The sequence below is a fragment of the Klebsiella sp. PK18 genome (genome assembly GCF_057784655.1).
Genome location: NZ_CM173493.1, coordinates 123,201 through 145,602 on the forward strand (window position 1 = coordinate 123,201; position 22,402 = coordinate 145,602).

The window sequence follows — 22,402 nt, forward strand, 5'->3', positions numbered from 1 at the left end:
CTTACGCAGATTGCGAGGAGAATCATGCAGCCTGGCGGCTGCATGTGAGGATTTACTGCAGCTGTGCGGCGACCAGCGGCCAGCGGGCCTCGAAATCATCCGTCGGACGATATTTGAACTCGCTGCGCACAAAGCGCGACAGCATACCCTCGCAGAAGGCCAGCAGCTGGCTGGCCAGCAGGGTTTCGTCGAGGGTGTAGCCTTCGCCTTCACGCATTTTTTTCTCGCGCATCACCTGACGCAGCTGCACTTCGATGCGCTCAAAAAGCTGGTTGATGCGGCCCTGTAGCCGGTCCTGTTCGAACATCAGCGCGTGCCCGGTGAGGATACGCGTCAGCCCAGGATTACGCTCGCCAAACCCAAGAATCAACAGAACGATCAGGCGCAGGCGCGCGGTCGTGTCCTTTTCATCTTTCAAAATCAAATTGATGCGCGTAATCAGACTGTCTTCAATGAACTCGATCAGGCTGTCAAACATGCGGGTTTTGCTGGGAAAATGGCGATACAGCGCGGCTTCGGAGACGCCGACGGAAGCCGCCAGTTTCGCGGTGGTAATACGTTGACTACCATCGCTGGATTCCAGCATGAGCGCCAGAGATTGAAGTATTTCTTCGCGACGATTCCGTTTCGCAGTTTGCTTTTCTGCCATGTTTTAAAATACCCCTGAAAATAAGCACTTGTCAGGCAGACATCCACAACGCGACCGCAAACCGGAGTTTGCGGTGATGTTATTGCGTTATGCGCGTTGGGATGCAGGTTCCGTGTTGCTGGGCTTATTTACGCCCTGAGTGACCGAAGCCGCCTTCGCCGCGGTCGGTGGCGTCAAACTCTTCCACCAGGTTAAATTCCGCCTGCACGACCGGCACAAAGACCATCTGCGCGATACGTTCGCCCGGCTCGATAATAAAGCTCTGCTGACCGCGGTTCCAGACGGACACCATCAGTTGCCCCTGGTAATCGGAGTCGATGAGGCCCACCAGATTGCCCAGTACTACGCCATGCTTATGGCCCAGGCCGGAGCGTGGCAGAATTACCGCCGCCAGAGAGGGATCGGCGATATGAATCGCAAGGCCCGTCGGCAACAGCGTGGTTGCACCCGGCGCCAGCTCTACGGCGTCGTCGAGACAGGCTCGCAGGTCAAGTCCGGCGGAGCCGGAGGTGGCATAGGTCGGCAGCGGAAATTGCTGGCCGACACGCGGGTCCAGAATCTTAACGTCGATTTTTTTCATCATAACGGGTCACGATCTCGTCGAGTAATAATTGGCCCAGGAGTTCCTTGCGCTCAAGTGGTAAGCGCTTTTCCCCATCCTGCCAGAAAAGGTGTAATGCGTTGTTATCGCTATTAAAGCCCTGATCAGGCTGAGAAACATCGTTAGCGCAAATCAGGTCGAGGTTTTTGCGGGCACGTTTTTGCCGCGCATATTCTTCCACATTATTCGTTTCGGCGGCAAACCCAACGACGTAAGGGCGATGGGCTTTTAGCGCCGCAACCCCGGCCACGATATCCGGGTTTTTAATCATTTTTATTGTTAATTCATCACCTTGTTTTTTAATTTTATCTTCGGCGATGACGGCGGCGCGGTAATCCGCCACCGCGGCGCAGCCAATAAAAATATGCTGCTGCTGAGCGCCGGCCTGGACGGCGGCTTCCATTTCCAGTGCGGTAGTGACATCAATGCGCTGCACAAACGGCGGTGTCGGTAGTGATACCGGGCCGCTGACCAGGGTCACGTTCGCGCCCCGCTGCGCGGCGGCGGCGGCAATCGCGAAGCCCATTTTGCCTGAGCTGTGGTTGCTGATGTAACGCACCGGATCCAACGGCTCACGGGTCGGGCCCGCGGTAATCATGAGGTTGAGATGTTGCAAATCTTTGACAGGGGAGGCGAAATGCTGCGCGGCCATCTCCACGATGGTTAACGGATCGAGCATTCTCCCCGGGCCGACGTCGCCGCAGGCCTGGCTGCCGCTGTCCGGTCCCCACAGCAGCAGGCCGCGGGAAGCCAGCGTCTGCAGATTCTGCTGGGTGGCCTGCGCGCGATACATCTGCTGGTTCATGGCGGGCACCACGGCAACCGGGGAAGGGGTGGCAAGACAGATCGTCGACACCAGGTCGTTGGCCATGCCGGCCGCCACGCGGGCGATTAAATCAGCGGTTGCCGGGGCGAGGATCACCAGGTCGGCCCATTTCCCGAGCTCAATATGGCCCATGGCCGCTTCCGCCGCCGGATCGAGCAGGCTGTCGGAAACCGGATAGCCGGATACCGCCTGCAGGCTGAGTGGGGTGATGAACGCTTTTGCCGCCTCCGTCATCGCGACACGCACCTCCGCGCCGCGTTCGCGCAGTCGGCGCACCAGTTCCGGGGTTTTATACGCCGCGATACCGCCGCTGACGCCCAGGACGATTTTTTTACCCGCCAGAGTCATCATGATGTCTTCCTGTTGCCGTAGACCAGAATCCGCGCATCTTATCACAATCCTGTCGTCGTCGTGCCTCTGGTGGGCATTCACTTTGCGAGCGGCTACGCAGGGTGAAAAGCAGCGGGTCGGCAGCGCCGTCAGGCTGTGCCAGGATAGGCAAATTCACCCAGGAGGGCGCATGGACGAAACGGAAAATCTGATGCCACGAGAGAAGATGTTGCAGTACGGCATCGAAGCGCTAACGGATGTTGAGCTGCTGGCGCTGTTTCTGCGCGTCGGCACGCGTCGTCAGGATGTGCTCAGCTATGCGCAGGCGTTACTGCAGCGTTTTGGCTCGCTCTACGCTCTGCTTTCCGCGGATAAAGCGCAGTTGATTGCCGTGGATGGACTGGGGCTGGCGAAATATGCGCAACTGAAGGGTATTGCCGAGCTGGCGCGACGCTATTTTAGCTCACAGCTGGTCGAGGAGGCTGCGCTGGTCAGCCCCTCGACGACGCGGGAATTTTTACAAAGCCAGCTCACGGAAGAGGAGCGCGAGATCTTTATGGTGATCTTTTTAGATAATCAGAATCGGGTGTTGAAACATAGTCGCCTTTTTTCTGGTACTCTTAGCCACGTTGAGGTGCATCCGCGAGAAATTGTACGCGAAGCCATCAAAGTGAACGCTGCCGCCGTGATCCTTGCGCATAATCATCCCTCCGGTAGTCCGGAGCCGAGCCAGGCAGACAGGCTGATTACCGAAAGGGTGGTAAAATGTTGTCGATTCATGGAGATACGCGTGCTTGACCATCTGGTTATCGGCCGCGGTGCGTATGTATCTTTTGCCGAGCGTGGCTGGATTTAGCCCCGAACTGGCGATCCTTCGGGATCTTTGTCTGTTCGGGACTTGAGCACATCGCCGAGTCAGCGTATACTACGCCACCTTTGAGAATCTCGGGTTTGGCATTTGGGCCTGGCAGTCGAGAGTTCACATTGAACTGCGATGACCAGGCTGTAAAGCCTGACGAGGCGCCAATACCCCATACGAAGCTCGAGCTAATTTGATTTTTGGAGAATAGACATGTCCCGAGTCTGCCAAGTTACTGGCAAGCGTCCGGTGACCGGTAACAACCGTTCCCACGCACTGAACGCGACTAAACGCCGTTTCCTGCCGAACCTGCACTCTCACCGTTTCTGGGTTGAGAGCGAGAAGCGTTTTGTCACCCTGCGCGTATCTGCTAAAGGTATGCGTGTAATCGATAAGAAAGGCATCGATACAGTTCTGTCTGAACTGCGTGCCCGTGGCGAAAAGTACTAAGTACTTAGAGGAAATAAATCATGGCTAAAGGTATTCGTGAGAAAATCAAGCTGGTTTCTTCCGCTGGTACTGGTCACTTCTACACCACCACGAAGAACAAGCGTACCAAACCGGAAAAAATGGAACTGAAAAAGTACGATCCGGTTGTACGTCAGCACGTTATCTACAAAGAAGCTAAAATCAAATAATTTTCGCTTTCTTGTAATGAAAACCCCGCCCCGGCGGGGTTTTTTATTGCCATTATTCAGGCAAAACACCTTCAAAACTTATCATATATCCCTCTTTTAATTATTTACTACAAATCAATTAACATAATGAATATAAAGGTTTTTCTTGTCTTGCTTGTATAGTCTGTCTATTCTTCCGGTACAGAAAACCAGCGACAGGGATTGTTATGGCCTCTTTTATTCCAGATGTTTCATTTATCGATAACAGCGAACAGCGCACACCGTTAATTTTGGTCCTCGATTGCTCAGGCAGCATGCAGGGCCAGCCAATCGCCCAGCTGAATCAGGGATTAAAGCTGCTGGAAGAGGAACTTAAGCAGGATGTCATCGCCGCTAAGCGCGTTCGCCTGCTGGTGATCAAATACGGCGGCTATGATGAATGCGAGCTGTATGGCGACTGGTGTGATGCGATGGACTTCATTGCCCCCGAGCTTGAGGCCAGTGGCCTGACGCCCACCGGGCAGGCCGTTAGCCTGGCGCTGGGCGAAATTGAAGCGGAAAAACAGCGCCTGAAAGCGGCTGGCGTCCCCTATACCCGGCCATGGCTGTTTTTAATGTCGGATGGCGAGCCCACCGACAACTGGCAGGCGGCAGCGCAGGCGTGCCGTGATGCGCAGGCGGCAAATAAAGTCGCTGTGTTTCCGATTAGCGTAGGACACGAAGCAACTGAGTCGATGGGGCAGTTCAGCCGTAGCGGCATTAACGGCGTGAAGCAGCTGAAGGGATTGCAGTTCCGCGAGCTATTCCTCTGGCTCAGCGCCAGTATGCAGGTGGTGTCGCAGTCGACACCGGGCGGTAAAGCACAGCTACCGCCGACGGATAGCTGGTCCGAAATTTCGGTCTGACACCATGAACTGGCGCGTATACGCAGCGTCGGTCATGGGTAGCAGCCACCGACAAAATCAACTTCCCTGCCAGGATGCCTTTTGCTATCGCCATCTGGGCGATCGGCTTGTCGCCGTGGTATGCGATGGGGCGGGCTCTGCCGCGTATAGCGAGCAGGGCGCAGCGTTGGTCGCGCATGCGCTGGCCGATCGCCTGGCGACATTCATCACGGCGCCGGATGAAAATCAGCTGGCGACGCTGCTCGGTAGTGTGCGCGAGACCGTGCTGCTACAGGCGCAGGAGCGGGAAATTTCCGCGGGCGATTTTGCCTGTACCGTTCTGGCTGCCTGGCTGGGAGAGACCGCCTCTGTGATAGTGCATATTGGCGATGGCGCTGCGGCGTTAAGCCTGGATGCCGAACAGCACTTCTCCCTGCCTGAAAACGGCGAATACGCTAACCAGACCTGGTTCCTGACCAGCGACGACTGGCGGGAGCATTTACATATCAGCCAGTTTTCTGGCAGAGCCACGAGACTGGTGATGATGACTGACGGCGTGCAGCCGTTCGCACTCAATCGGCGTGGGGATGCGCTGTTCTCTCCGTTTATCGATCCGGTTTTGCGTTATGTGCAGCAGGTTTCAGAGGCTGAAGGAAGCGAAGCGCTGCGCGCCACGCTGGACGACCCGCGCACCTGGGCGATAACCGGTGATGACAAGACACTTCTGGTAGCCCTGCGTCATGAAGCATAAAAAGCTGCCAGCCTGCTATGACGGACAGCGCCGCACGGTACGTCTGGGGAAACTGATCAAGAGCGGCGGCGCGGGGAGTGTTTATTTCCTGGCGGATGACCCTTCCCGCGTTGCTAAACTTTACCATCCGCAGACCGATACCGCTTACTACCAACGCAAGCTCAGCGCCATGCTGGCGCAGCGGCCTGAGATCCCCGCCCCCGCGGAAGGCGAGTCGATTGTCCAGCTGGCATGGCCCGACTATTTGCTCTACGACGAGCGCAAGCGCGTAGTGGGCTTTGTCATGCCGGTTCTCGACACCCAGCGCACCATTGAGCTGGAGTATATTTTACAGGCGCGGCAGGCGAAGGCGCACCATCTGCCGGAAGGCATCGGTGCGAAAGTGAGCCTGGCTTGTAACCTTGCTACCCTGGTCTCTACGCTGCATGCGCGACAGCACCGGGTTATCGACATGAAGCCAGTCAACCTGCGGTTCTATCGCGACAGCCTTTATATCGCGCTGCTGGACTGCGATGGCTTTAGCATTCAGGGCGAGGGAGAGCGTTTCCCTGCAGGGCAGTTCACGCCGGATTATCTGGCGCCGGAGTTTCAGCGTATTGGGCAGGTGCCCGGTGAGCAGGAAGAAGCGCAGGATCGTTTCTCGCTGGCGGTGATCATTTTCCAACTGCTCAACCATGGTATTCATCCCTACAGCGGTCGCTCGCAAATGGCGAAGGTACCGGATGATTTACCCGGCCGTATCGCCGCTGGCTGCTATGCCTACGGGATCAACGCAGCAACGACTATCTCACCGGTGCCGGCAAGTACCCACCATTTGCTGCCGGTTGAGCTGCGTAAGCTATTCGATCGCGCATTTAGCGATTCGCCCGCCCGACGACCTTCCGCCGATGAATGGGCGCAGGTGCTGCGTCCTTATGCGCTACGTAGCACGCAAAAAATTATTCTTTGTCATCAAAAACACCAGCATTTCGCCGGGATGCCATGCCTGGTCTGCGCGCGGAAAAAACAGGTTGTTGCGGGAATAAAGCAGGCAAAGCAGCGTAAGCAAGCGGAAACCGTGCGCCCGCGGGTCGCACCGGTAATGCAGAAGCCTCGCAGGGCGCCAGCCGCCGCCGTACCTCGTCAACCTACCGGGCCGGGGCCGTTAACCCTGCTGTGGCGCAGTATTCGCAGCAACGTTCCTTCATTTGCCTGGCATGGCGCGCTAGCGCTGATGAGTACGCTGATCATGGGGGGGCTGGCGCGCAGTTTTGCCCGGCTCAACGGCTCTGGTCCAGCATGGTTCGATATTGCGGCGTTACTGATTATTTTTATCTGGGTGGCGGCGCTGATACTCCGGTCCATTATTCGGAGTCAGCCATAAATGACGCTGAAATTAAGATATCTCATTCTCTTTTTCGCGTTATTGATGGCTTTTGTGGCGCCGGAACTCGTCTCCTTGCTGTGGTCCGCGCCATTTCGCTTAATGGATAAGCTGCCGTTGTTACCTGCCGCGCTCAATGATCCCCAGCGTTTATATCTCTATGGCCTGTGGCTGGGGGGAACGATCTATTTTTCTGCCCTGATGTGGGTGGCGGTTACCCGACACAATAAAGGCTATCTGATTGTTGCTGTGGCGCAGATTGTTTTTGTCATCGGCATTACCTTATGCAAGGTGCCTTTTGGCGAACAAAACCAGCGGCGCTGGCAGAGTATGAATCAGCTGGAAACGCCCGCCTGGAGCGATTTTCTCTATGACCGCCATGCTCGTTTTATTCAGATAGCGCTGCGTGGGGGGCCGTTGAATCAGCACAACATCACCGAGCAATTTCTCGCGCAGAAAAAAACGCTGTGGGCGCTGCCGCTTGGCTGGAATGACGAAGATGCCGCCGCCGCGGATGCGCTCTGGCAGCAGGCGCTGGGCTATCGTGAACGGGAAGCGAAAGCATTACCTAAAATGATGGAGTATCTGGCCTGGATGCCGGACCGGGGCGATCTGACGCTGGCCACGGCCATCCTGACGCTGACGAGCGAGGCGGATAAAGCGCAGGCGGAAACGGCGTTTCGCCGGGCCATCGCCATTGCGCCGGAAAACCCGGATGCCTGGCTGGGCTGGGCAGTCGCGCTGATCCAGGCCCGCGATGATGAGCGGGTGCGAAAATCGCAGTTTCAGCCGTTCACAAAGAGCATTACGACCGGATTGTTAATGGCGGAGGGTCTGAAGGAGAGCCCGCGGCAGCCTGCGCTACAGCAGCGGCTGGCAGCATACATCGCGCAAATGCCGGTGGAAGATCGGCAAATCCTGCTCATTTTGCAGGCGCGGATGCAGACGCGCTCCTGCGACTTGCCGTTGGATAAGTATGCAACAGAACAGGGTGAAGCGAGCAAGGTGCTGCCTTTGGCAAAATCAATCGTGTTTAAAACTGCCCCCGTGCGTAGCGTCAGCCCGATTAACGAACGCTTTCCTGGCCATGTCAGCATTGATACGGAGCGCTATGGCATCAGGAAAGAGAGTTTGCAGGCGATGCTGTATCCGGCGATACATAAATATATCAAGTCAGCGACGACCATACTCTCGCTGGATACCGACGCCAGCGGCGAGCTGTTAAACGTGGTCGTTGAATGCAGCAGCGGCGTTCCCGAGTTCGACCAGGCGGCGCTGCACTATGCACAGGAGTGGCGTTTTGGTTCTCACCGGCAGGGAAAACGCGTGTTGATGCCAGTGAGCTTTATCAGCGATCGCGTACCGCCGGAAGAATACTATGGGGAGATGGAGGCGCGGGCGATGCGCATTTCCCGGCTGGCCGCTCGCCATAATAAAACGGGAATGGAAAGCGCCAGGAAGGAAATGATGGCGCGATTTACGCGAATGCAAGCGCTGTTTCCGCAACAGAGACTGAGCGCGGAAGAGGCGCATCAGTTACAGCTTATCTACCTCAAAAAACGCGATAAAACGCCCAAAGGCAGAATGGAAAGCTTTACTGAAATGACGGAGGCGATGGAAGCCCTGGTGGAGACGCACCCGTACTACGCGCCGCTACTCAAAGATCTGGCGTTCAGAAAAAGTTACGCTTCCTTTGAGGAGAAGCGGGCAGCATGGTCGCAGCTGCTGGCGCTGGCGCCAGAGGATCCGCAGGTGTGGATGGCCTGGGGGAGCGTGTGGGCCGAGCGCGATCCTGAGCTGTATATGGGCGCGATGATCGCTTCCATGCTGCTACAGCCGCTTACCGAGGATACCGAGCAGAAAATAGCGAATATCAAAACGAAGCTACTGATGCGGGTTGGCATGGGGCTACGTAAGGCGATTCTTTCGGCAAAGGTCTACGCCGACTATGGCGATATCCTTGGGGAAAGAGCTAAAGGGGAAGATACGGCGAAGGCCGCGGCGATCTTACCTGCCAGTAAAAAACTGGATCGTCAGGAAACCGTCACTCCCCTGGATCCAGCGCCGCGCATGACGGTTGATATCGATCGGGATGAGGTGTTGAATGCCGCTCTCTTCAACGTGGAGTGGAAGGCGCCGCAGAGGCCGGACGAACGGCGGGCGGAACTGACCGTTGATATCGATGATACTGGCATGCCGACGCTGGTTCTCATCAGCAAAAGCAGCGAAGTGGAACAGTATGATGCGCAGGCGGTCAATATGCTGTGGCGCTGGAACTTTAAACCGCAGCCTGATGGCAGGCGGATGACCGTTGGCGTGAATTTTCTCCACTAATCGCGTCGTTGCCTCCTGAACGAGGTAAAATAGTGACGCCTGCCTATGTAGATGAGGAAAATCATGCCTGAATTACCAGAGGTTGAAACCAGCCGCCGCGGCATCGAGCCGCACCTGGTTGGCGCAACCATTCTGCACGCCGTCGTGCGCAACGGACGGCTGCGCTGGCCGGTTTCCGAAGAGATTTATCGCCTGAGCGATGTACCAGTGCTCAGCGTGCGGCGTCGTGCCAAATACCTGCTTCTGGAACTGCCGGACGGCTGGATCATCGTCCATCTCGGGATGTCGGGAAGCCTGCGTATCCTGAGCGAAGAGCTACCGGCCGAAAAACACGATCACGTTGACCTGGTCATGAGTAATGGCAAGGTGCTGCGCTATACCGATCCGCGCCGCTTTGGCGCCTGGCTGTGGACCAAAACGCTGGAAGACCATCCGGTACTGGCCCACCTTGGCCCGGAGCCGCTCAGCGATGAATTTAACGCCGACTATCTTCAGCAGAAATGCGCGAAGAAAAAAACTGCGATCAAACCCTGGCTGATGGATAACAAGCTGGTGGTAGGGGTCGGCAATATCTACGCCAGCGAGTCGCTGTTCTCGGCCGGGATCCATCCCGACAGGTTGGCTTCTTCACTGTCGCGGGAAGAGTGTGAGCAGCTGGTGAAAGTGATTAAGCTGGTCCTGCTGCGTTCGATAGAGCAGGGCGGCACCACGCTGAAGGATTTCCTGCAAAGCGATGGCAAGCCGGGCTATTTTGCCCAGGAGCTGCAGGTCTATGGCCGCAAGGGCGAACCGTGCCGGATCTGCGGCACGCCGGTTGTCGGGACCAAACATGCCCAGCGGGCGACCTTTTATTGCCGTCAGTGCCAGAAGTAGTTCTCAGGAACAGGAACGTTTGTAGGCCAGGTCAGCGTAGCGCCACCTGGCACAAAGACCGGGACAGAGCCGGTGTGGATGGGCGGCGCAGTGCAGCGCCAGCCTGCGTGGCTCATGCCCCAGCAGATAGATGCGTTACTTCAGCTTATTCAATAGCGCCTGGTGGACGTTAGCTGGCAGGAAATGAGAAACGTCGCCCTGGTGACGCGCCACTTCCTTCACCAGTGAGGAAGAGATAAACGACCACTCTTTGCACGGCATCAGGAACACGCTCTCCAGCGTTGGCATCAGGTGGCGGTTCATGTGGGCCAGCTGCATCTCATACTCGAAATCCGCCACCGCCCGCAGGCCGCGAATTAAAATATTGGCCTGCTGCGCGCGGGCGAAACTGGCCATCAGGTCGCTAAAGCCGATAACCTCCACGTTAACCAGATGCGCTGTTGCCTGAGTGGCCAGCGCGATACGCTCGTCGAGGGTAAACATCGGCTTTTTGCTCGGGCTCGCGGCGATAGCCAGCACCACTTTATCGAACATGCTCGCCGCGCGGGTGACAATGTCGATATGACCGTTGGTGATGGGATCAAAGGTACCCGGATAGATCGCTTTTGTGCTCATGATTACCCTTTCTCCGAGTAGCCGTGGCTCAGCGCCCACAGCTCGGTATATTTCGTAAACGTATACTGCGCGTTGACCATCGCCAGTAACCAGCCCTGCTTACCGTCCAGCACCCCACCGCGCAGCAGCAGCGTTTTCAGGAACGCGCCCAGGGTATGGCTGAAAATGCCCGCCATCGAGGTCTTCTTGCCCTTGCGGTGGCGCTCAAGCGCCCACGCGGCAGCATACGCCAGCTGTTTTTGCTGGAAGCCAGCGAAGTCGCGGCAGGTCAGATGCAGGAGATCGCCGGTTAGCGGAATGACCTCAGCGCCCAGGCTGTCCAGCGATTCATGGACCAGATTATCGTTATAGCGGTAACGGGCGCGTTCGTACAGGCGCAGCACGCGATCGGGATACCAACCGCTGTGGCGCATAAAGCGTCCGAGAAAGTAGTTGCGACGAGCGATGCTGTAGATAGCGCCGCGCTGCGGCGCTGCCAGCACCTTAAGAATAGCCTGCCTGAGTTCTGGCGTGACGCGCTCATCGGTATCGATCATCAACACCCAGTCGCCGGTGGCATAGTCCTGCGCGCGCTGGCGCTGAATACCATAGCCTCGCCAGTCGGTATGGGTATAGACCTGGGCGCCGAGGCGGCGGGCCAGCTCGACGGTGTTGTCGGTACTGCCAGAGTCGAGGACGATGATTTCATCTGCCCAGCTAACGGAGTCCAGACAATCCGGCAGCAGCTCCGCTGCATCTTTGGCGATCATCACCACGGAAAGCCGGTTCGACATTAATGACTCCGTTGCGGCATGTAAGGTTGCAGTAACTTGAGCAGACGCGACAGCGCGCCCTGGTTCTGGTGCAGCACTTCCACCGCGTGACGGCCATACCACAGGCGGTAGTCTTCATCGGTCAGGAGCGTGGACACTTCCCTGACCAGCGAGTCGGCGTCGGTGACCGTGATCAGGCCATCATCCTGCTGCAGCTTGGCGCAGATATCTTTGAAGTTGAAGGTATGCGGCCCCATCAGCACCGGAATGGCATGCGCCGCCGGCTCGAGCGGGTTATGGCCGCCGCGCTCCACCAGGCTGCCGCCAACGAAGGCGAGGTCGGCAATGCCGTAGAGCAGCATCAGTTCACCCATGGTATCGCCAATCACCACCTGGGTACTGGAGGAGGGGATCTCGCCGGTGCTGCGCAGAGTAAAGCTCATTCCGGCCTTTTGCACCATCTCACGCGCGTCGGGGAAGCGCTCCGGATGCCGGGGAACGAGGATCAGCAGCAGGTTCGGGAAGGTCTCCAGCAGTTTTTTATGCGCCTGCAGGATGATTTGTTCTTCGCCGTCGTGAGTGCTGGTGGCAATCCAGACCTTGCGGTGTGGCGCCCATTGGCGGCGCAACGTAATCGCGCGGGCCGCCAGCTCCGGGGTGACGGAGATATCGAATTTCAGACTTCCGGTGACCGCCAGCTGGTTGCGCTTCAGTCCGAGAGCAAGGAAGCGGTTGCCATCCTCTTCATTCTGCGCGGCGATAAGCGTAATACGGCTTAACAGGCGGCGCATAAAACCGCCCAGTTTGGCATAGCCTTTGGCGGAACGTTCAGAAAGGCGGGCGTTGGCGATCACCAGTGGGATCTTACGCTTATGCAGCGCGGCCACCATATTCGGCCATAGCTCGGTTTCCATCACGATAACCAGCTTCGGCTGAACGGTATTCAGGAAGCGGTTCATGGCGCCGGGCAGATCGTAGGGCAGATAGACGTGATGGACATCTTTGCCGAACGCCGACATGGCGCGCTCGGAGCCGGTCGGCGTCATGGTGGTGACGGTGATCGGCATCGAAGGGTAGCGGTGGCGCAGAGCGCGAACCAGCGGAATGGCGGCCAGGGTTTCTCCGACGGAAACGGAGTGCAGCAGAATGCCATCCGGCTCTACCTTGTTCTGACAGAAGCCATAGCGTTCCGCCCAGCGTTTACGATAGGCAGGAGCCTTACGACTGCGCAGCAGCAGCCGCAGCCACACCAGCGGCTGAATAAGGTAAAGTAGGGTGGTATAAAGCAATTCCAAACTATTTATCCGTTCTCTGTTTTGGCGGGCAAATTCTAAGCATTTAGCCCGCGTAAAGCTATCTCTTTGGCGGAAACAGCGGGTTTTTGGTCTATACCGCGTGGCGATAACGCTTAATACGCAGATAACGGCGTCCCAGGCGCCAGCGTAAACGGAAAGTACAGGCGTTTTTCCAGATTAACCGCCAGATACCGCGGTCGAAGAATTCTTTAATAATAACATGCTTTTTCGACTCATCTTTCATGCTGTCGAAGGTGTGGATAATCCCCAGGCCTTCTTTGGCGATCTGCCAGCGACAGGCGGCGATATGGCGCACTTTATCCGGGTAGCGCTGGTTGATCGCCTCCAGCATCTCCAGAATCTTCATATAGTGGCGCGCCGAACGCATCAGCGTGTCGTCGTTGTCCGGCTTATGCGACACCGACTCAGAGTGGATGTAGTAATCATAGAACTGCTGGCTGGTGTACTGCACGCGCTCCGCGGCCAGCAGCGCCTCTGTCGTCCACGGGATATCCTGATGGCGCAGGCCGGGCTCGAAATGGAAGTGATGCTGGCGGATAAAGTCGTGGCGATAGATGTTGAGCCAGGTGACGTGTAGAAACTTCCGCGAGTCCAGGGCCTGCTTGAGCCAGACATGACCCGGCAGCACGCCGGTCGAGGGCAGGCGATCCAGCGGGAAGATCGGGTGGCTCTCGCGGCGCTTTTCATACACGTAGGTGCCGTTGCAGGTCGCGATATCGAGATGTTCTTTCTCGGCCATCTCCAGCAGCGTGCGATACATGCCCGGATAGAGTTTGTCGTCGATATCCGGAAACGCCAGATATTTGCCGCTGGCGGCGGCGAGGCCGGTATTGCGCGCGACCGAGACGCCCTGGTTTTCCTGCTCCAGTACCTGGACGTTCTGCAGCCGATCCCGCCATTCGGCGATCACCGCCAGGCTGTTGTCTGTCGAACCATCGTTCACCAGGATCAGTTCATAGCTTTCCAGCTGCTGCTGTTCAAGGCACTCAAAGAACTGCGCAAGAAATTTCTCACCGTTGTAGACGGCAGCCACGATGCTCAATAAAGGCGTTTGACTCATAAATCTTCGATCCTGGTTAACTAACGGCGTCAGGTGCGCTGCAGCTGACGGTACTGCTGACAAATGGACACGACGCTGAATTTTTCCAGCGCGGCGTCGTCGATAGTCGGCGGGTTATGGTAAATGCTTTGCATCGTCTGAGCCAGCGCCGGACTGGTCAGATCCGCCAGACCGCGGGCAAGTTCGCCGGTGAGGATCTCGGTGACGCCGCCGGGGCAGCGGGTGCTGGCAACCGGCGTATGCAACAGCAGCGCTTCCACCACCACATTGCCGAATCCTTCGCTATCGGAGCTTAAAACCAGCATCCGTGCGCCTTTGATCCACGGTAAGGGGTTTTTCTGAAAACCCTTGAACCACACCCGATCGTCAACCTGCAGCGTTTTGGCCAGCTGGCGCAGGCGCTGCTCTTGCTCCGGTTTTCCCTGGCCTAACAGCACCAGCGGCGCGTCAATGCCGCTTTGCGCATAGGCTTCAAGCAGGCGGTCGTGGCGTTTGCCTGGATGGAAGCGGCCGACGTGAATCAGATAGTCACCGGCCGGTCGCTCGCTCTCGGCTTCCGCCTCGGCGCGCAGAGTGGCGATATCGAAGGGGTTGTAGATGGTTTTCAGCTGTGCCGGACGCAGGGCGAAGGCTTCCACCAGATCGCGTCCCACGGCGTCGGAAACCGCCACCACGTTGCGACCCTGGTAAATTCGCTTAATTTTCTGCTGCTTCATCCAGCGGTCAAAGCCGGTGCGGTGCCCGAGATAGGAGGCAGAGAATACGCCGTGCAGGCAGAACCAGACGTTACGCTCGCGCAGCGCCCGGCTGCGGGCGACGATGCGGTCGGTTTTGTGCAGGTTGGAAAGCACGAGGTCAAATTGCCCCTGCTGTTCGGCCCGGATGACCGCGGCGTCCAGCTGGCGGGCGCGGCGGGACAGCTCGGTCAGCTTGCGCCACGGTTTACGGCAGCGATCGGCCACCACCTGATAGTCGAGACCCTCGGGCAACGGATACTCGCAGACATCGCGCAGCGAAATGAGCGACACCCGATCGCCGTCGCGCAGGAACTGTGCTGCCAGGGTCAGGACCACTTTTTCCGCGCCGCCGCCGGGTAAACCGTCAATCACAAATAAGATGCGCATCGTTATTTCACCAGATCCTGATAAAGAGAAAGCAGCTGGGTTGAGAGTCGCTCGCTGGTGCAGGCCATGATGCGCTCGCGGGCGCGACCACCTTGCGCGGAGCCCAGCGCGCGGGCAGGCAGGGCCATCACCGCCTGCTGCAGCGCCGGGATATCCAGGGCGTCGCAGACGTAACCGTTGTGGCCGTCGACGATAAACTCCGCCCCGCCGCAGCCGGTGGTGGTGATCACCGGCAGACCGCAGGCCATCGCTTCGAGAATGACGTTGGGGAACGGATCGTAGAGGGTGGGCAGCAGCAGACCATCGGCCATCTGATAGAAGGGCAGCGTCTCCGACTGCATGCCGAAGAAGCGCACCCGCGCTTCGCAGCCGAGACTCTTCGCCAGCGCCTGATAGCGCGGCTGATCCTTATCTTTGCCAACCACCAGCAGATAGCGATCGGTGGGGGCGATGGCGCGGATTGCCGCCGCCAGTCCTTTGCGCTCAAAGCCGGAGCCGACGTAGATCAGGCAGGTTGCCTGCAGCGGTAGCTGCCATTTGGCGCGTAAGGCGGCAAAGGTGTCTTCGTCCGGCGGCAGGAAGCGCTGGTTATCAATGGCGTTGTAAATAACGTGGATCTTCTCCGCCGGCAGGCCAAAGTCTTCGATGATCTCGCGCTTGATCATCTCGGCGTTGCAGATCACCCCGCGCAGGTGTGAGTCTTCATACATCTCGCGCTCCGCCTGCATGACGTAGCGGTGGTAACGGTCAGCGAACAGCAGGCGGCTTTTCCAGGCCGGTAAAATGCGCGAGCGCTGCTGCAGCCAGCGGCGATGAACGCCATCGCCAGCGCGGTAGAGATCGCAGCCGGGAATACGTTCATGGCTCTGCACCAGGTCAAAAGACTCACGCTGCCAGAGCGCGCGCGCGGCGTTGGCAAAGCCGCGCTCGCGGCTGATGCGCCCCCATTTACGTGGGTTACAGATATGGATCTGCCAGTCCGGTTTCACCGGCCCCTGCCATTCGCGGGTGATGACGTTCAGCTGCAGATGACTGCTGTCGAGGGCTTCCAGCGCGCGGGAGACAAACCGTTCTGCGCCGCCGTCCGGGCGGTACTTCTGCCGCACCAGAGCCAGCCTGAATTTACTCATGCCAGTACCTTTTTCGCCGCTGCGATCACGGCGTCGGTAGGAATTAAATCGAGATAACGTTCTTCGGTGTTGGTGTTGATGGCGTCCGGATCGGGCAGTGGACCGAAGTCGCCGGCCCAGATCACCTCGCCTTTCGCCTGCCACGGACGCCAGAAGGTCAGCTTCGAGGGGCCGAACAGGGCGACCAGCGGAGTGCCGAGCGCCGCAGCCATATGCATCGGCACCGAGTCGACGCCGATAAACAGGCGGGCGTGATCGATCACCGCCGCCAGCTGGCGCAGCGTTAACTGGCCGGCTAAAGAGTGCAGACGCGCCTGCGGGCAACCGGCGATGATGGTGTCCACCATCTTCTTCTCTCGATCGTCGGGGCCGGAGGTGAGCACCACCGCGTACCCCTCGGCAGACAGCGCGTTGATCAGCGCACTCATACGATCTTCGCGCCAGCATTTAAAGAACCAGCGCGACGTTGGCTGGATGACGATGTAGTTTTCCCGGAACTCCTCCGGCAGCAGGGCGCGGCTGGTGGCCCAGTCTGCTTCGCTGTAGCCCATCCGCGCCGGCGCGTCGTTCAACGGGAGACCGAGCGGAGCGAGAATAGAGAGATTCTGCTGTACCGTATGCAGCTGGTTGTACTGTTGGGTGGAGGCCAGCGCGGTGTGGCAATAGCGCCAGACCGGGTGGCGGCGCTTCGGAAAATCAAAACCAATCCGCGTCGCGGCGCCGGTCAGTTTGCTGATAATCGCGCTCGGCCACTGGTCAGCAAGGTTAAGCACCATATCGTATCGCTGCTGACGCAGCGTCTGAATGAGCTGCCATTGCATCTTCAACTGATGCCTTTTTCCCTGCTTTTTCCAGCGGCGATCGAGACCATAAATATGATGGATATCGGGGTTGGCGGCGAGCATATCCCGGGTCTCTTCATACAGCAGCACATCCACGCTGGCGGCGGGATACTGCTGTTTCAGCGCGTGAATAAGCGGCGTGATCAGCAGCATGTCGCCATGATGGCGCAGCTTAATGACCAGGATCCGCGCCGGGTTCAACGGGCCGCGGGAGAGGGTTTCAGGCGTCATACTCTGTTCTTCATCCAGGATAAGGGTTCCGATTCTAGGGGATCAGACAGATTGAGAGAAGCGTTGTATTGCTCTACCATGACCCGATACGTATGGCCTGAGGACGTTTTCGTGCACAATCCCGCATTTCTCATCACGATTGATACAGAGGGCGATAACCTCTGGCAAAAACATGACAGCATCACCACCGAGAATGCGCGTTATCTCCCGCGTTTTCAGCAGCTTTGCGAAAAGTATGGCTTTAAACCGGTCTATTTGACCAACTATGAAATGGCCATCGACCCCTTTTATATCGAATTCGCCAGAGACGTGATTGCCCGCGGCACCGCGGAAGTCGGCATGCATCTGCATGCGTGGAACAGCCCGCCGACCGAGCCGCTGACCGCCGATGACTGGCGGCATAAGCCTTATCTCATTGAATACAGCGATGCCATGATGCGTGAGAAGGTCGACTATATGACGCATCTGCTGGAGGATACTTTCCAGACCAAAATGGTCAGCCATCGCGCCGGGCGCTGGGCCTTTGACGAGCGCTATGCGCGTCTGCTGGTGGAGCACGGTTATCAGGTCGATTGCTCGGTGACCCCGCGGGTGAATTGGAAGACCGCCAAGGGAGCGCCGCAGGGCGATGGCGGGACCGATTATCGCCGCTTCCCGCAGCATGCCTATTTTCTCGATGAAAATGATATCAGCCGCGAAGGCCACTCTCCGCTGCTGGAAGTGCCGATGAGCATTCAGTACAAGCACTCAGCGTGGATGAACAGCGTGAAGCAGGGCTACGATCGCCTGCGGGGTAAAGTGCGTTCCCCCTCCGTACACTGGCTGCGTCCGATGGGCGGCAACGTGGAGACGATGAAAAAAGTCGTCGAACAAACGTTGACGCAGGGCAATGACTACGTGGAATATATGCTCCACTCTTCAGAGTATATGCCCGGCGGCAGCCCCACGTTCCAGAATGAACGGGATATTGAGCGTTTATACGCTGACCTTGAAGCCTTTTTTAGCTGGCTGGCGCCGCAGGTGAAGGGCATGACGTTGGCAGAATATTACCAGCGGAAAATCACACAGCGCTAACACAGCTCAAGGTACCGTATGCGTATCCTTAAACAATTAACGCGGAAAAAGAATGCTTTTTTCCGCGGCATTAAATTTAATTTAATTAACTATCGATACAGAAATAAGCCGGCGCGTAAAGCCTTCGACCCAGCTGCTGTCCGCCGCGTACTGCTATTGCGCCTGGACGATAAAGTCGGGGATATGGTGGTCACGACCGGCTGCGCCAGAATACTGGCCGAACGGGGATATCAGGTTTCGGTGTTAACCGGACCAATATGCTGCGAAATATTAGCAGGCTCAGAATTCATTCAGCAAGTATATTTATATCGGCCGCGCATGTCCTTAAATACGTTGCGGGCGGTAGGTTTTGATGCAGTTATCGATTTTGATGACGTCACCAGCTATGAACGCTTTAAATTACTCGCCGATTTACGGGCGGCCAGCGTGATTGGTTTTAATAAAGATCAATATAAACTTTACGATCATTCGATCGCTTTTTTTGACAGCAACAGCCATATTTCCCAGCGCTATAAACAGGTGGTGAAACTGTTTGGCATCGTTGACGACCATCCGTATCACTATCATCTCCCCGGCTGCCGCCATGAGCGGGAGAAAGTGGCTCGCTTGCTTTCCCAGGCCGGAGAGGTCGAACTGCGTATCGCCATTAACCCTTTTACCGCGTCCGAGGATAAAGACTTCTGTCGTCACCAGGTGGCGACCCTGGTCGAGCGGTTACGCGCCCTACCTTACCGGGTCTGTATCGTGATGGTGGGGCGTAGTGAGAAAATCCGCCAGCTGGAGCTGGATATGGCGCTGTATATCGCCGACAGCACCATCAACTCCGCCGTCGAAGTGATCCGCAGCTGTGATTTAGTCATTACGCCAGACACCTCGATCGTGCATATCGCCCGGGCCTTCGATAAACCGATGGTGGCGGTCTATAACAAGCGCAAACTCAAGGATACCGGGCTGCCCGGCTATCACATCTGGGCGCCGGGCTATGACAAGGCGAAACAGATCGTCTGTGAAGAAGCGAATGTCGCCGATGTGGCGATTGAGTCGGTGTGGCCCGTGATTAAAGAGCAGGCCGACCGGCTGGTCGCCGCCCGCAGTTGATTTAAAAGTGAATATAAAAAAGGGCCGCTGACGGCCCTTTTTGTTAGCGTTTTTCCGCCAGCCCTTTGCTGAGCGCGATGCCCAGCGGCAGCCAGAACAGCACCCAGGTTTCCCGGGGGTTGCTGATGATAAACATCCCCTGCGAGGCCATAAACACCAGCGCGTAAAACAGGATCGCCAGACTGTAGCGGCTGTCGGTGTGGCGCTTGCGCCACGCCTGCCATAGCCCGCAGGCAATGACCGCCAGCAGCAGCAGTAACCCCAGGATGCCGCCTTTCAGCAGGGCGCCCATATACACGCTGTGGGTGGTGGTGATGTGCTCGCCGCTGTAGTTGATGAAATCCAGTTCATAGCTGAAACCGCGCCCCAGCCACGGCTGGCTGGCCATCTCCGACAGCGTATGATGCCAGATGCTCAGGCGCAGCCCGCTTTGGGTGCCAAGCTCTTCGAAACGGGCGAGCAGCATGTCGCCCACCGGCGTCATGACCAAAAGCAGCGCTACCAGCACAGCCAGCGCCGCGGCGATCAGCAGGTTGCGGCGGGTGAAGACGTGCAGGTGCAACGTGCAGCCGACCGCCAGCACCAGGGCGATGATCGGCCCACGGCTTTGGGTGAGCAGCAGCATCACCAGCATGATGACCACCGGCAGATAGAGCCAGTGGCTGGCTTTTTCTTTCAGTAGCATGCCGCAGATTAAAATGCCGATGCCGCAGTAACCGGCAAGGTCGATAACGTTCGTTGGTCCGGGGTTCTCGGGGGAGACCGCTCGTTCGGTGAGGACCAGCGTATGGTCGATAATCAGCGTCCACAGGGAGAGCACGGTGATCCCGCCAACCACCGCCAGCATGGCCAGGCGGCGGGTTCGTTCGTCGCTGAGCAGCATCGTCATCAGCAACAGATACCCCGTCAGATACACGCCGTGGGTGATCGGCGAGTCAATATGCTGTGGCGTATGTCCCCACAGGTTACTGAGGGCGTAATAGATAAAGAAAGCTGCCAGCAGCGTCCAGGTCTGCCACTGCTCGCGTAACACCCCGGCCAGCGCCTGGCGGTTTTCCTGGCGTACCAGCGACAGCAATAGCAGCAGGATCGATAAATGCAGCAGATTATTGGTCCGGGTGGACATGCAAAAAATCGCGCTGAAAAATAAAAACAAAGGAAAGACAATCGAGTAACCCTGTCTGGCGAAGTTACTCACTTTTAAAGTACTCATTAAACGCAACCTTTTCGAAGATAGTATCCGGCACAGCGCTTTCTGGGGAAAAATTAATCACCCGAATCTGACGTTGCTGCAGTACCTGCGCGGCATGCGCAAAGGAGGGCATGACGAGGGTATCCACTTTTGTTGCCAGGTAAGAAGGCAATTTTTCTTGTTGTGTTTCGTAGAATCGCGGCTGGTTAAAGTTGGTCATATCCAGGCCGCTCACCAGGATAGTATTGAAGCCCAGCCAGGCGAGAATTTGCAGCGCCCAGTAGACCACCGTGCCGGCATCAAAGATGCCCTGGCGAATATCGGTGCTAAAACAGATATCCGGGCGCTGAGGATGAAAGCACATCGCCGCATTCTGCTGGTAAGTGCGCTTTATCGCTTCGCTGGCGACTTTCGGCTGGTAAATCTTATAGCAACCGTCCTCAATCAACGCCAAACGGCAGCGTAGTGCGTCCCCATAGCGATCGAGGATTTTGGCGATCCCGTGCATGGTGGTGAACAGCAGAATCTCCGGCTGGCTGACAATGGCGCGGATAATATCAGGCTTCTTATCGAAAAATTCCATGTCGACGATGGTATAGAGCGAAAAGTGTAGCCGGTCGGCAAGATGCCAGGCGCCATTGACGCCCATCACCGGGATCGTTTTCGACAACAGGGAAAAATCGATATTGCGGGTTGAGGGGCCGGTGGCGGTCAGCAGGACTTCGCCCTGCATGCTGTTTTTCAGCGCGCTCAGGCTGACCAGCGGCACCGTTTTCCCTTTATAGCGTAACGCGCTGATTTCGCCGCTTGGCGCGCGCGTAATACGGGTAAAAGGCCACAGATTTTCATTGTGGCGATAAGCGCGAGGGCGCGTATAGCGGTAGATCTGTTTAAACAGGGATCCCATCAGAGCAGCCCCTGATTTTGCAGGAGAAGATGAACCCGGCTGGCCGGAATATCGCTGGTGCTGGTGCTGTTTTCCGGCCTGACGATATGCTGGTTTTTACCGTATCCACCAATCAGCCCCGGATCGGTCGGGCCGTAGAGCGTGAAGTTCGGTTTATCCAGCGCGGCGGTCAAATGACTCAGTCCGGTATCGACCGAGACGACAGCCCGGGCGCTGGCCAGAACCTGCGCCACCTGCTCAAGGCTCATGCGCGGCAGCACTTCAACATACTCCCGGCCTTCCGCCAGTCGTTTTGCCCGCGCCTCTTCGTGCGGGGCGCCCCACGGCAGCTTAATGCGGACGCCGCTGTCGGCCAGCAGATCGAGAAGCTCCTGCCAGCGGGTTTCCGGCCAGTGTTTATCATCGCGGGTGGTGGCGTGCAGAAACACCAGATAGGGCGCGGCAGCGCTAGCCTCGTGCTGCAGGAAATGGCGCGCAATGGCGTAATCCCCCTGGGTCAGGGGTTTCGCGTAGCCAAGGCTTTTGGCGAACAGCTCACGGGTACGCTCCACTGCATGCTGCTGTTTCGCGATATGGTGGCGGCGGTTGTAAAACAGGCTCGCCAGCGGCTCGCGGGCCGTTTGCCAGTCCATACCGTGCTTGACGCCGTGCGCCAGGCGAGTAACCAGCGCGGCGCTTTTCACCAGCCCCTGGGCGTCGATGATGGCGTCATACTTTACCGCCTGAACGGCCTCGCGGAAGGCTTGACGCTCCGCTTTAATCGGCGCGGAAAACCAGGCTTTACGCCAGCGGCGAATCGCCACCGGGATCACCCGCTCGACGCTTTCATGCCAGGAGGGGATCTGCGCGAAACCCTCTTCAACCACCCAGTCGAAGCGAATGCCGGGGATGGCCTGCGCAGCGTCGGTTAGCGCGGGCAGCGTGTGTAGCACGTCGCCCATGGACGAGGTTTTTACGATCAATACCCGCATCCG

General features: G+C 57.5%; 23 protein-coding genes. 10 read left to right on the plus strand and 13 right to left on the minus strand.

What is annotated here, in order from left to right; translation table 11 throughout:
* Positions 1-52: 52 nt before the first annotated feature.
* The 3 genes from slmA to coaBC form a co-directional block, all read right to left on the minus strand.
* Entirely contained in the window at positions 53-649 is a 597-nt protein-coding gene (gene slmA / locus AC3EMD_RS00595; RefSeq protein ID WP_008806831.1) for a nucleoid occlusion factor SlmA, read from the minus strand.
* Between the two features lie 124 nt (positions 650-773).
* Positions 774-1,232, minus strand: a complete 459-nt coding sequence (dut, locus tag AC3EMD_RS00600) for a dUTP diphosphatase (RefSeq protein ID WP_012540306.1) — start codon at positions 1,230-1,232, stop codon at positions 774-776.
* Positions 1,210-2,424, minus strand: coding sequence for a bifunctional phosphopantothenoylcysteine decarboxylase/phosphopantothenate--cysteine ligase CoaBC (coaBC, locus tag AC3EMD_RS00605; protein WP_032691473.1), 1,215 nt, complete (start codon positions 2,422-2,424; stop codon positions 1,210-1,212). Before coaBC ends, dut begins: the two co-directional genes overlap by 23 nt.
* Positions 2,425-2,596: 172 nt before the next feature.
* On the opposite strand from coaBC, the gene radC reads away from it, so the two are divergent.
* From radC to mutM, 8 genes are all read left to right on the plus strand, one after another.
* Positions 2,597-3,262, plus strand: a complete 666-nt coding sequence (radC, locus tag AC3EMD_RS00610) for a RadC family protein (protein ID WP_012540307.1) — start codon at positions 2,597-2,599, stop codon at positions 3,260-3,262.
* A gap of 216 nt (positions 3,263-3,478) precedes the next feature.
* Positions 3,479-3,715 (plus strand): 50S ribosomal protein L28, encoded by a 237-nt coding sequence (rpmB, locus tag AC3EMD_RS00615; protein ID WP_002436699.1) that lies wholly within the window; start codon positions 3,479-3,481, stop codon positions 3,713-3,715.
* A gap of 20 nt (positions 3,716-3,735) precedes the next feature.
* Positions 3,736-3,903: a 50S ribosomal protein L33 gene (gene rpmG, locus AC3EMD_RS00620; protein WP_002922510.1), complete on the plus strand. Its 168-nt coding sequence runs from the start codon at positions 3,736-3,738 to the stop codon at positions 3,901-3,903.
* Between the two features lie 206 nt (positions 3,904-4,109).
* On the plus strand, positions 4,110-4,787 hold the full coding sequence (locus AC3EMD_RS00625) for a vWA domain-containing protein (RefSeq protein WP_032740337.1): 678 nt from the start codon (positions 4,110-4,112) through the stop codon (positions 4,785-4,787).
* 4 nt (positions 4,788-4,791) lie between these two features.
* The gene (locus AC3EMD_RS00630; RefSeq protein ID WP_032740336.1) at positions 4,792-5,517 is read left to right on the plus strand and encodes a PP2C family serine/threonine-protein phosphatase; all 726 of its coding nucleotides are present in this window, start codon (positions 4,792-4,794) and stop codon (positions 5,515-5,517) included.
* Positions 5,507-6,880 carry a DNA-binding protein gene (locus AC3EMD_RS00635; RefSeq protein ID WP_046882239.1) on the plus strand — a complete coding sequence of 458 codons (1,374 nt, stop codon included), beginning with the start codon at positions 5,507-5,509 and terminating at the stop codon, positions 6,878-6,880. Before AC3EMD_RS00630 ends, AC3EMD_RS00635 begins: the two co-directional genes overlap by 11 nt.
* Positions 6,881-9,214 carry an energy transducer TonB family protein gene (locus AC3EMD_RS00640; RefSeq protein WP_302073880.1) on the plus strand — a complete coding sequence of 778 codons (2,334 nt, stop codon included), beginning with the start codon at positions 6,881-6,883 and terminating at the stop codon, positions 9,212-9,214.
* Positions 9,215-9,277: 63 nt separating this feature from the next.
* Positions 9,278-10,087: a bifunctional DNA-formamidopyrimidine glycosylase/DNA-(apurinic or apyrimidinic site) lyase gene (mutM, locus tag AC3EMD_RS00645; RefSeq protein ID WP_039102646.1), complete on the plus strand. Its 810-nt coding sequence runs from the start codon at positions 9,278-9,280 to the stop codon at positions 10,085-10,087.
* Between the two features lie 135 nt (positions 10,088-10,222).
* Here mutM and coaD read toward each other — a convergent pair whose 3' ends face one another.
* The 7 genes from coaD to rfaQ form a co-directional block, all read right to left on the minus strand.
* Positions 10,223-10,702: a pantetheine-phosphate adenylyltransferase gene (gene coaD, locus AC3EMD_RS00650; protein ID WP_008806836.1), complete on the minus strand. Its 480-nt coding sequence runs from the start codon at positions 10,700-10,702 to the stop codon at positions 10,223-10,225.
* 2 nt (positions 10,703-10,704) lie between these two features.
* A complete protein-coding gene (locus tag AC3EMD_RS00655) occupies positions 10,705-11,475 on the minus strand; it encodes a glycosyltransferase family 2 protein (RefSeq protein ID WP_012967058.1) in 771 nt (256 codons plus the stop codon).
* On the minus strand, positions 11,475-12,749 hold the full coding sequence (gene waaA / locus AC3EMD_RS00660) for a lipid IV(A) 3-deoxy-D-manno-octulosonic acid transferase (protein ID WP_008806838.1): 1,275 nt from the start codon (positions 12,747-12,749) through the stop codon (positions 11,475-11,477). Before waaA ends, AC3EMD_RS00655 begins: the two co-directional genes overlap by 1 nt.
* A gap of 91 nt (positions 12,750-12,840) precedes the next feature.
* Positions 12,841-13,830 (minus strand): glycosyltransferase, encoded by a 990-nt coding sequence (locus tag AC3EMD_RS00665; RefSeq protein WP_008806839.1) that lies wholly within the window; start codon positions 13,828-13,830, stop codon positions 12,841-12,843.
* Between the two features lie 29 nt (positions 13,831-13,859).
* Positions 13,860-14,954, minus strand: coding sequence for a glycosyltransferase (locus AC3EMD_RS00670; RefSeq protein ID WP_008806840.1), 1,095 nt, complete (start codon positions 14,952-14,954; stop codon positions 13,860-13,862).
* Between the two features lie 2 nt (positions 14,955-14,956).
* Positions 14,957-16,084, minus strand: a complete 1,128-nt coding sequence (locus tag AC3EMD_RS00675) for a glycosyltransferase family 4 protein (RefSeq protein WP_032733939.1) — start codon at positions 16,082-16,084, stop codon at positions 14,957-14,959.
* Positions 16,081-17,157 (minus strand): putative lipopolysaccharide heptosyltransferase III, encoded by a 1,077-nt coding sequence (gene rfaQ, locus AC3EMD_RS00680; RefSeq protein WP_302073881.1) that lies wholly within the window; start codon positions 17,155-17,157, stop codon positions 16,081-16,083. Before rfaQ ends, AC3EMD_RS00675 begins: the two co-directional genes overlap by 4 nt.
* 111 nt (positions 17,158-17,268) lie before the next feature.
* On the opposite strand from rfaQ, the gene AC3EMD_RS00685 reads away from it, so the two are divergent.
* The gene (locus tag AC3EMD_RS00685) at positions 17,269-18,231 is read left to right on the plus strand and encodes a polysaccharide deacetylase family protein (RefSeq protein WP_012540311.1); all 963 of its coding nucleotides are present in this window, start codon (positions 17,269-17,271) and stop codon (positions 18,229-18,231) included.
* A gap of 18 nt (positions 18,232-18,249) precedes the next feature.
* Positions 18,250-19,329 (plus strand): glycosyltransferase family 9 protein, encoded by a 1,080-nt coding sequence (locus tag AC3EMD_RS00690; protein WP_055323287.1) that lies wholly within the window; start codon positions 18,250-18,252, stop codon positions 19,327-19,329.
* Between the two features lie 43 nt (positions 19,330-19,372).
* On the opposite strand, the gene AC3EMD_RS00695 is transcribed toward AC3EMD_RS00690, so the two are convergent.
* From AC3EMD_RS00695 to rfaC, 3 genes are read right to left on the minus strand one after another with little or no spacing between them, the layout of a single operon-like run.
* Positions 19,373-20,542, minus strand: a complete 1,170-nt coding sequence (locus tag AC3EMD_RS00695) for an O-antigen ligase family protein (protein ID WP_022064893.1) — start codon at positions 20,540-20,542, stop codon at positions 19,373-19,375.
* Positions 20,520-21,428 carry a sugar glycosyltransferase gene (locus tag AC3EMD_RS00700; RefSeq protein WP_012540313.1) on the minus strand — a complete coding sequence of 303 codons (909 nt, stop codon included), beginning with the start codon at positions 21,426-21,428 and terminating at the stop codon, positions 20,520-20,522. The genes AC3EMD_RS00695 and AC3EMD_RS00700 overlap by 23 nt, the downstream gene beginning before the upstream one ends.
* Complete coding sequence (rfaC, locus tag AC3EMD_RS00705; RefSeq protein ID WP_302073882.1) at positions 21,428-22,399, minus strand: lipopolysaccharide heptosyltransferase RfaC; 972 nt, start codon at positions 22,397-22,399, stop codon at positions 21,428-21,430. Before rfaC ends, AC3EMD_RS00700 begins: the two co-directional genes overlap by 1 nt.
* Between the last annotated feature and the right edge of the window lie 3 nt (positions 22,400-22,402).